This window comes from Microbacterium sp. (genome assembly GCF_047972865.1).
Classification (GTDB): domain Bacteria; phylum Actinomycetota; class Actinomycetes; order Actinomycetales; family Microbacteriaceae; genus Microbacterium.
In genome coordinates, this window is sequence record NZ_JBKEAY010000042.1 from 1 (window position 1) to 9,105 (window position 9,105).

Genomic DNA, 9,105 nt, shown 5'->3' on the forward strand with positions numbered 1-9,105 from the left:
TCCGTCGCGGACATGTGGTCCCGGATCGACAGCGACGACCTCGACGTCGACGCGGACTCGGTGCTGGTGCTGCGCGGTGTGGGCGTGCAGGGCGGTCCCGGCATTCCCGAAGTGGGGCACGTGCCGATCCCCGCGAAGCTGTTCACCGCCGGGGTGACCGACATGCTGCGGGTCACCGACGCGCGGATGAGCGGCACCTCCAGCGGGAGCGTCGTGCTGCACGTGTCGCCGGAGGCGGCCGTGGGCGGGCCGCTCGCGTACGTGCGCGACGGTGACCAGATCGAACTCGACGTCGATGCCGGGCGGCTCGACCTGCTGGTGCCCCCCGACGAGCTGGCCGCGCGCGAGCCGGCGACCGTCGGCGCTCCGCGCCCGAGCCGGGGCTGGGGGAGGTTGTACACCGAGCATGCGCTGCAACCGGACCGCGGGTGCGATTTCGACTTCCTGCTCGACGAACGGCTGCGCACCGAGGAGGCCGCGACATGACCCGCATCGGATTCACCGGCGTCGGTGCCATGGGCGCCCCGATGGTGCGGAACCTGCTGGCCGCCGGGCACGAGGTGACGGTGTGGGGGCGCACCCCCGCCAAGCTCGCCCCCGTCATCGAGGCCGGCGCCCGGCTCGCCGCCGACGTCGCGGAGGTCGCCGCGCAGGAGGTCGTGCTCGGGTGTCTGCTGGACGGGCCGGCGATCGAGGAGGTGTACCTGGGCGGCATGCTCGACCACGCCCGCCCCGGGCAGCTGTTCGCCGACCACGGCACGTACGACCCGCGGGTGGCCGAACGGGTGGCCGCGGCGTTCGCCGAGCGCGGCGCGATCTATCTGGATGCCCCCGTCTCGGGCGGGCCGATGGGCGCGGAGTCGGGCACGCTCGTGTGCATGGTGGGCGGGGACCCCGCGGGCGTCGCGCAGTTGCGCCCCCTGGCCGCCGCATACACGGGGCGGCTGGAGCGGCTGGGCGGGCCCGGTCGCGGCATCGCGCTGAAGCTCATCAACAACTATCTGGTGTCGATCAACTTCGTGGCGGCGGCCGAGACGGCATGGCTGGTCGAGCGGCTGGGCCTGGACGCGGATGCCGCGCAGGGCATCCTGTTCGGCGGGCTGGCCGACAGCACGGTGCTGCGTCTGGGTCTCCCCAAAGCGCTCGCGCACGACGAGGATGCCGGCGGCATGTCGCTGGGTGGCCTCATCGAGGTGCAGCGCAACATCGCCGATCTGTTCGCCGGCGTCGGCTTCGACTCGGGACTGTTCCCCTACGCCCGCGACGTGTTCGCCGCCGCCGGCGACACCGACTTCGAGAAGCACCCGGCGGCCCTGACGCGCTGGCTGCCCGGCGCCCGCTGACCCCGGTATGCGCGCGGCGGGACGAATCCGCAGTGGCACGAGCGGCGAACCCGTGCATATACTGGCGGACGTCAGGCGACGTAGGCGTCGTCGGTGTTCGAAAAAGGGACACTTTGCCGGAGGTCCGGTGAGACAGATATCGCACTGAATGAACCGCGTATCGTCCACCGAAAGAGGTGACCTCTTGAGCGACCCGACCCGTGACGAGGAGCGAGAGCTCTTCCGCAACATCCTGAAGGCCCGTGCCCTCGACGTCGAGCTGGTGCGCTGGCAACGCCAGGGCATCATCCCCGCGTTCCCGCCCTCACTGGGGCAGGAGGCCGCGCAGATCGGCGCCGCCGCCGGCATCGACCCGACCCGCGACTTCGCGTTCCCGATGTACCGCGAACTCGGCGTGGCCCTCGCGATGGGCGTCGACATGCTCGGCTACCTCGGCAACCACAACGGCAACTGGAACGGCGGCTCGCACGACCCGGTGGCGTCCCGCTTCACCCCGATCCAATCGGTCGTGGGGTCCAACAGCCCGCACGCGGCGGGCTGGGCCCTCGGCCAGCAGATCGACGGCCTCGACGGCGTGGCCGTCGCGTTCATCGGCGAAGGCGGCACCAGTCAGGGCGACACCCACGAAGCGATGAACTTCGCCGGCGTGTGGAAGCTGCCGGTGGTCTTCTTCGTCACGAACAACCAGTGGGCCATCTCGGTGCCGGTCGCCCAGCAGGTCGCGGGCGGCTCGGTGGCCGCCCGCGCCGCAGGCTACGGCTTCGAGGGCATCGAGGTCGACGGAAACGACGTGCTCGCGGTGCGGCAGGCGACCCTCGACGCCGTCGCCAAGGCCCGCCGCGGCGAAGGCCCCACCCTGATCGAGGCGAAGACCTACCGGCGCGGACCGCACGCCACCTCGGACGACCCGGGCCGCTACCGTACGCTCGAGGAGGAACGCCGCGACGCCGGCGAAGACCCCGTCGAACGCTATCGCCGCAGCGTCACCGAACGCGGCATCGTCGACGACGCGTTCATCGCCGAGGTGGATGCCGAGATCGCCGCGTGGCTGGAGGAGATCCGCACCCACCTCATCTCCCTGCCCGAGCGCGACGGATCAGAGCTGTTCGACAACGTCTACGCCGAGCTCACCGACGACCTCCGAGAACAGCGCGCCGCGTGGGAAGGAGCCCGGTCATGACCGACAAGCAGACCACCGCACCGGCCGCCGAGAACACCGACGCCGACGTGCTCTCGGTGCAACAGGCCCTCAACCGCGCTCTCGCGGACGAACTGGCCGCCGACCCGCGCGTGCTCGTCTTCGGCGAGGACGTCGGCACCCTCGGCGGCGTGTTCCGCGTCACCGACGGCCTGCAGCAGCGCTTCGGCGAACGGCGCGTCTTCGACACACCGCTGGCCGAGTCCGCGATCCTCGGCACCTCGGTCGGGCTGGCCCTGGCCGGGTTCCGGCCCGTCCCGGAGGTGCAGTTCGACGGGTTCTCGTACCCCGCCTTCAACCAGATCGTCGCGCAGGTCGCCCGGTACCGCTACCGCAGCCGCGGCCGGATGTCGATGCCGATCACGCTGCGGATGCCGAGCTACGGCGGCATCCGCGCCCCCGAGCTCCACGGCGAGAGCACCGAGACCTTCTGGGCGCACGTCGCCGGGCTCAAGGTCGTGAGCCCGTCCGACGCGCACCAGGCGTACCACCTGCTGCGCGCGGCGATCCAGGACCCCGATCCGGTCATCTTCATGGAGCCCAAGTCGCGGTATTGGCAGAAGTCCCCTGTGGATGTCGAAGACTCCGGTGGCACTGCCGGCGCGCAGATCGCGCGCCCCGGCAAACACCTCACCATCCTGACGTGGGGGGCGATGGTGGGCCGGGCGCTGCAAGCGGCCGAAGCGGCCACAGAAGACGGCGTGCAGATCGAGGTCGTCGACCTGCGCTGGCTCTCCCCCATCGACACCGCAACGATCGTGGAATCGGTGGGCCGCACCCGCCGTGCCGTGATCGTGCACGAAGCGGCCCGGACGGCGGGACTGGGCGCCGAGATCTCGGCGCGGATCACGGAGCGGCTGTTCGACACGCTGCGCGCGCCGGTCGAGCGGGTCACCGGATACGACGTCCCGACACCCTCGGGTGCGCTCGAAGACGACCAGATTCCCACTGTCCATCGCATCCTGCTCGGGGTGCAGCGCGTATTGGAGTACCGCCGTGGCTGAAATCACCTTTCCTCTCCCCGACCTCGGCGAAGGCCTCGAAGACGCCATCATCCTGGAATGGCGCGTCGCCGTCGGCGACCGCGTCGAACGCAACGACGTGCTCGTCGAGGTGGAGACCACCAAATCGGCCGTCGAACTGCCGTCCCCGGCCGCGGGAGTGATCGCGCGGCTCGGCGGCGAAGAGGGCGAGACCGTGCGCGTGGGCGCGCCGCTGATCACCTTCGAGGTCGCCGACGAGACCGCCGGTATCGTCGGCACGGTGCCCAGCCACGACGACGCTCCCGTCAAGCGGGTCAAGCTGAGTCTGCCGGACGACGACTGATGCCGACCGTCACCTCGCACGGTGTACCCATCGCCTGGCACGAGACCGGTCCCGCCGACGGATCGCCTGTTCTGCTGGTGCACGGTTTCGGGTCCAACCGCGCAGAGAATTGGGGCAGCGCAGGCTGGGAGAAGGTGCTCTCCGAGGCCGGGTTCCGGGCGATCCTGGTCGACCTGCGCGGCCACGGCGACAGCGGCCGCCCCGAGGGAGCCGACCACTACACCGCCGACCTGTTCATCGCCGACCTCGTCGCGGTACTCGACGCGCTAGGTCTCGATCGCGTCGACTACCTCGGCTACTCGTTCGGTGCGCGTCTGGGCTGGGATCTCGCCCTCGCGCACCCCGAACGGGTGCGCAGACTCGCCCTGGGCGGGTTCTCGCTGGGCTCCCCGATGACCGATTTCGACATCACCGCCGCGCGCGCGTTCATCGCTGAGGGCACCGAGATCTCGCACCCGCTGACCGCCGCGCTCATGCGCATGGCCTCACTCGTGCCCGGCAACGACCTGCCCCGACTGGTGGACCTGGTCGAAGGCGTCCGCGGCACCGAACTGCCGCCGGCCACCGAGGGTCCCATCCCCGAAGCGCCCACCATGATCGTGGTCGGCGAACGGGACGCCGTGGCCGTCGGCGCCGGCGACCTCGCCGCCGACATCGGCGCCGACTACGTCGAACTCCCGGCCCGCTCGCACGCCAGCGCCATCACGGCGCGCCGATTCAAGGAGGCCGTCATTGAGTGGTTGGGCCACTGACTTCCCCGCCCGCGCGCCCCTCGCGGGTCTTTTCTGCTCTGGTGTAGTGTCGGGGCAACCTGCGCCGGGGCGGTCGGAGGATCGGCACAATCAGCGCGATTCTCCACGTACCCTGTCGCGCAGGCGACCCACAGCAGAACGATCGGTATCGCCAAGGAGGGCGAACTCATGAGTGCACCAAGTCTTCGCGAGGATCCGATCCCGGTCATCGAGAACGCGGTCGTGTGGACCGCGGCCGTCTCGGCGATCATCGCCACCGGGGCCACGCTCGGCATCGTCATCGCGTTCGTCAGCTCAGTCATCGCGCGCTGGCTGGGAAGCCCGTTCGACGTCACGAACCTGGTGAGCGGCCTCCTGGTGACAGCGACCTTCGCGGGCATGGCCTGGACGACGATCCGCGGCGAGCAGGTCTCGGTTCAGGTCGTCACCGAGCGCCTCAGCTCCAAGGCCAACCGGGTGCTCGACATCATCATCTGGACCCTTGCGACCGTCTACCTCGGCTGGTTGATGCAGGCGGCCTTCGACCGCGCCGCAGCCCGCACCTGGCCGGTCCCCGAGACCGTCATCGACGGTGTCGGGCTCGCGCCGCTGTGGCCGTGGCGATGGGTGTTCGCCGTCGCGCTGATTCCGTTCCTGCTGGTCGCCATCGTCAATCTGCTGCGTGCCCTCATAGGACGCCGCCCGTACGACGACGTGATGGAGTTCGACCAGACCGTCGACGTCAGTTCCGGCATCTTGGAGGACCGCGAGGCGCTGCAGGCGGCCAGCCTGGCCGAACAGGGGCACTCCGCCCCGGAAGACTCCGCACCCGAAGGAGGTGAGCGTCGATGATCGATTCCGGAACCGCCGTCTGGCTGACGCTGGCGCTGATGTTCGCCCTGTTGGCGATCCGCGTCCCGATCGGCTTCGCACTCGGCATCTCGGGGGCACTGGGCCTCATGATGGTCAAGACCCCGACCGTCGCGATCTCGGTGATGGTCAACGAGACCTTCCAGAACTCCTACAGCTTCACCCTCACCATCATCCCGATGTTCATGCTGGTGGGCCTGTTCGCGGTGCGCGCCCGGATCGCGGAGTACGCGCTGGAGATCGCCGCGTTCTTCACCCGTCGACTGCCCGGCGGGCTCGGTGTGGCGACCGTCATCGCGGCGGCCGGGTTCTCGGCCGTGTCCGGGTCGTCGATCGCCAAGGTCGCGACGATGTCCAAGCTCGCGGTGCCGGAGATGCGCCGCCACGGGTACCCCGCCGGGCTTGCCACAGGTATGGTCGCCGTGGCCGGCACCGTCGGCATCCTGATCCCGCCGAGCACGTTCATCATCATCTACGCCGTGATCACGAACACCTCGGTCGCCCCGATGCTGGTGGCCGGCCTCATCCCGGTGGCGATCTCGTTCGCCGGCTACGTGGTCTACATCATGGCGATCGGCGCCAGGCGGGTCGGCATCGACAAGCTCAAAAAGCCCGAAGACCTCAACTTCATCGCGTCGTTCGAGGCGTTGCAGGCCGAGACCAAGGCGCGCGCCGCCGCCGAGGGCAACACCCGCACCACCGACACCGGCTCGGTGACCACGAGCATCGGCCTGGCCGCCAAGACGCAGACCTTCGCCAACCTCCCCTGGCGCGGTCTGATCTACGTCGCGATCCTCGTCGTCATCATCATCGGCGGCATCTTCTCGGGCCTGTTCACCCCGACCGAGTCGGCCGCGTTCGGCGCCATCGGCGCCGTGCTCATCCTGCTGTTCGAGCGCCGCAATCTCGGCGCCAAGGGCCTCGCGCTCCAAGTGCGTGACTCGCTGCTGGACACCGCCGCGACGACCTCGATGGTGTTCTTCATCATCTTCGGCTCGGTGATCTTCTCGAAGTTCTTCGTGCACGCCGGCGTCACCGAGGGCATCAAGACCGCCGTGACCGGATGGGACATCAACCCGCACCTGCTGATGGCGTTCCTGCTGGTCTGCCTGATCCCGCTGGGCATGTTCCTCGAGGAGATGTCGCTGCTGCTGCTGAGCGTGCCGATCATCCACCCGATCGGCATGTCGCTGGCCACGAGCTTCTTCCCGGACGCTCCTACCCAGGCGGCGGCGGAACTGCTCACCAGCATCTGGCTCGGCATCCTCATCATCAAGCTGATGGAGATCGGAATGGTGATGCCACCGGTCGGCATCAACTCGTTCGTCGCCGCCGGCGTCGCAAAGGTGCGCAGCGGCACCGTGTTCACCGGCATCCTGCCGTTCATCGCGGTCGACATCGTGGTGCTCGTGATCCTCTACCTGTGGCCGCAGCTGAGCCTGTGGCTCCCGTCGTTCGTCTCCGAAGCCGTGTTCGGCGCCCTGAACGGCGGCATGTGACCGGCGTGACGAACCAGCAGTCCCTCCAACCCTAGAAAACCAAGAAAGAAGGGAAACCCGATGTCTTCTCACATCCAACGACGGTTGATGACCGGCGTCGCAGCAGCAACCGTGGCAGCCATCGCACTCGCCGGTTGTAGCTCCGGCGGCGGTGGCGGCGGTGGCGGCGGCGACGGCGAGTACTCCGCCGGCCAGTGGAAAGTGACCATCACCTCGGTCGCCGCCGACAAGTCGGTGCTGCGGCCGATGCAGGAGTGGTACATGGACGAGGTGGAGAAGCGCACGAACGGCGCAATCGAGTTCCACCGCACGACCGCGAACGAGATCTGCGCGCAGGCCGACCAGTACGCGTGCGTGGAGGACGGTAGCGCCCAGCTTCTGGTCACCGTGCCGAACTACCAGCCATCCATCTTCGTGACCAACTCGATGCCGGAGATCACCTTCGACACCGACAACTCTGCGGCAATGACCGCGGCGATCGCGGAGCTGACCGAGACGAACGAGGATGCCAAGGCCTTCCTCGACGCGAAGAACCTCTACTCGGTCTCGACCTGGTCGGTCGGCAACATCCTGGTCGGGTCCAACACGCCGTTGAACGGCCCGGACGACCTGAAGGGTCTGTCCATGCGCACCGCCGGCACGATCGCCGCGCCCAACTTCGCCGCCGCCGGTGTCGTGCCGACGCAGGTGACCGCCGACGAGGCGTACAACTCGTTCTCGACCGGCCTCGTTCAGGCCGCCGCGGGCGCGATGGACTTCGTCGTTGCCTGGAAGCTCGGCGAGGTGCTGAAGCACTGGGTCGACCCTGGCATGGGCGTGTATTCCGAGTTCGCGATGTACTGGGCGAAGGACTACTACGACGCGTTCCCCGACGACATCCGCGCCACGTTGGAGGAGATCGCCGACGAGCTCAACTCGGGCACGGCCATCGAGCTGTGGCAGAACGGCTACGACAGCACGGCCGGCACCCACTTCGTCGGCACGAACGAGCAGTGCGAGATGATCTCGGCCATCCCGAACGTGGAGACGATGGAGGCGTGGGATGACACCGCCGTCGCCGACTTCAAGGCGCTCGGAGCCGACGTCGACGGTCAGAAGTACACCAACGACGAGTTGTGGGTGAAGAACGCGACCGACGCCGGCCTGACCAACGCGCAGGGCGTGCTCGACGACTACCGCGAACTCGTTGCGAAGTATGAGGCGGAGCACACCGACCCGGCGCTGTCGGTCGACCCGGTGACGACCTGCATCGAGCAGTTCAACCAGTGAGCTGACGCGCATGCCGCGAAGGCCGGCGCCCGTGAGGGTGCCGGCCTTCGTCGCGCGGGCAGGTGGCTGAGCCGCGAGCTACCGGCGGGAGTCGGCGAACTCGGCGAACCAGTCCAGAGCGTGCGGATCGGCCAGGGCGCCCTGCTGCGCGACATCCGCCAGCGCGCGGCCCTGCAGCAAGCGTTTGACCGGAACCTCCAGCTTCTTCCCGGTGCGGTTGAGCGGAATGGCCGGGACGGCGTGGATGGCGTCGGGCACATGCCGCGGCGACAGTTCGGTGCGCAGCTGCCGGGCGATCTCGGCGATCCGGTCGGCGGTGAGCTCGGCATCCGGCATCATCTCCACGAACAGCAGGAGTTCTCCGGTCTCGGCGGCATCGCCCTCCCCCTCCAGGAAGATGACGAGGCCGTCGTGCACGTCGGGCAGCGCGTCGATGACACGGTAGAACTCGCTGGTTCCCAGGCGCACCCCGCCACGGTTGAGGGTCGCGTCCGACCGTCCGGTGATCTGGCACGACCCGTCGGCGTGGAAGATCGCCCAGTCGCCGTGTCGCCAGATACCCGGGTAGGTGTCGAAGTAGGCCTCGTGCATGCGGGAGCCGTCGGTGTCACCCCAGAACCCCACCGGCATCGACGGCATGGGACGACGGATGACCAGTTCACCCGGTTCGTCGAGCACCGGCTCACCGTCCTCGTCGAAGGCCGCGGTGGCCACCCCGAGCGCAGAGCCGGAGATCTCGCCGTCGTACACCGGCAGCAGCGGCGCACCCTGCACGATCCCGCTGCACACGTCCGTGCCACCGGAGCCGACGTTGAGCAGAACCCGGTCGCCGAACTGCTCCCGCACCCAGCGGTACCCGTCCTGCGGGA

The 9,105-nt window shown here is 68.9% G+C and carries 9 protein-coding genes and 1 pseudogene; 9 read left to right on the forward strand and 1 reads right to left on the reverse strand.

From position 1 onward, the window contains the following. The 9 genes from ACK5KK_RS02225 to dctP form a co-directional block, all read left to right on the forward strand. On the forward strand, nucleotides 1-486 hold a 486-nt coding region (locus tag ACK5KK_RS02225), incomplete at its 5' end, for a dihydroxy-acid dehydratase (RefSeq protein ID WP_416888462.1). Then, nucleotides 483-1,343, forward strand: a complete 861-nt coding sequence (locus ACK5KK_RS02230; protein ID WP_416888463.1) for an NAD(P)-dependent oxidoreductase — start codon at nucleotides 483-485, stop codon at nucleotides 1,341-1,343. The genes ACK5KK_RS02225 and ACK5KK_RS02230, both read left to right, overlap by 4 nt. A 184-nt stretch (nucleotides 1,344-1,527) precedes the next feature. Further along, nucleotides 1,528-2,523 carry a thiamine pyrophosphate-dependent enzyme gene (locus ACK5KK_RS02235; protein WP_416888464.1) on the forward strand — a complete coding sequence of 332 codons (996 nt, stop codon included), beginning with the start codon at nucleotides 1,528-1,530 and terminating at the stop codon, nucleotides 2,521-2,523. Then, on the forward strand, nucleotides 2,520-3,545 hold the full coding sequence (locus ACK5KK_RS02240) for an alpha-ketoacid dehydrogenase subunit beta (protein ID WP_416888465.1): 1,026 nt from the start codon (nucleotides 2,520-2,522) through the stop codon (nucleotides 3,543-3,545). The genes ACK5KK_RS02235 and ACK5KK_RS02240 overlap by 4 nt, the downstream gene beginning before the upstream one ends. Beyond that, nucleotides 3,538-3,867 carry a biotin/lipoyl-containing protein gene (locus ACK5KK_RS02245; RefSeq protein WP_416888466.1) on the forward strand — a complete coding sequence of 110 codons (330 nt, stop codon included), beginning with the start codon at nucleotides 3,538-3,540 and terminating at the stop codon, nucleotides 3,865-3,867. The genes ACK5KK_RS02240 and ACK5KK_RS02245 overlap by 8 nt, the downstream gene beginning before the upstream one ends. Next, a complete protein-coding gene (locus ACK5KK_RS02250; protein ID WP_416888467.1) occupies nucleotides 3,867-4,619 on the forward strand; it encodes an alpha/beta fold hydrolase in 753 nt (250 codons plus the stop codon). Before ACK5KK_RS02245 ends, ACK5KK_RS02250 begins: the two co-directional genes overlap by 1 nt. A gap of 168 nt (nucleotides 4,620-4,787) precedes the next feature. After that, a complete protein-coding gene (locus ACK5KK_RS02255; protein WP_416888468.1) occupies nucleotides 4,788-5,450 on the forward strand; it encodes a TRAP transporter small permease in 663 nt (220 codons plus the stop codon). Continuing rightward, complete coding sequence (locus tag ACK5KK_RS02260) at nucleotides 5,447-6,967, forward strand: TRAP transporter large permease (RefSeq protein WP_416888469.1); 1,521 nt, start codon at nucleotides 5,447-5,449, stop codon at nucleotides 6,965-6,967. Before ACK5KK_RS02255 ends, ACK5KK_RS02260 begins: the two co-directional genes overlap by 4 nt. A 60-nt stretch (nucleotides 6,968-7,027) precedes the next feature. Continuing rightward, entirely contained in the window at nucleotides 7,028-8,236 is a 1,209-nt protein-coding gene (gene dctP, locus ACK5KK_RS02265; protein ID WP_416888470.1) for a TRAP transporter substrate-binding protein DctP, read from the forward strand. Between the two features lie 78 nt (nucleotides 8,237-8,314). Here the strand turns inward: dctP and ACK5KK_RS02270 are convergent. Beyond that, nucleotides 8,315-9,105, reverse strand: a pseudogene (locus tag ACK5KK_RS02270) (acetoacetate--CoA ligase); the annotation flags it as partial.

Bases quoted from the DNA above. Each gene is read 5' to 3' on its own strand.
- ACK5KK_RS02230 (WP_416888463.1), top strand. From the start codon at position 483: ATGACCCGCATCGGATTCACCGGCGTCGGTGCCATGGGCGCCCCGATG.
- ACK5KK_RS02240 (WP_416888465.1), top strand. From the start codon at position 2,520: ATGACCGACAAGCAGACCACCGCACCGGCCGCCGAGAACACCGACGCC.
- ACK5KK_RS02250 (WP_416888467.1), top strand. From the start codon at position 3,867: ATGCCGACCGTCACCTCGCACGGTGTACCCATCGCCTGGCACGAGACC.
- ACK5KK_RS02255 (WP_416888468.1), top strand. From the start codon at position 4,788: ATGAGTGCACCAAGTCTTCGCGAGGATCCGATCCCGGTCATCGAGAAC.
- ACK5KK_RS02260 (WP_416888469.1), top strand. From the start codon at position 5,447: ATGATCGATTCCGGAACCGCCGTCTGGCTGACGCTGGCGCTGATGTTC.
- dctP (WP_416888470.1), top strand. From the start codon at position 7,028: ATGTCTTCTCACATCCAACGACGGTTGATGACCGGCGTCGCAGCAGCA.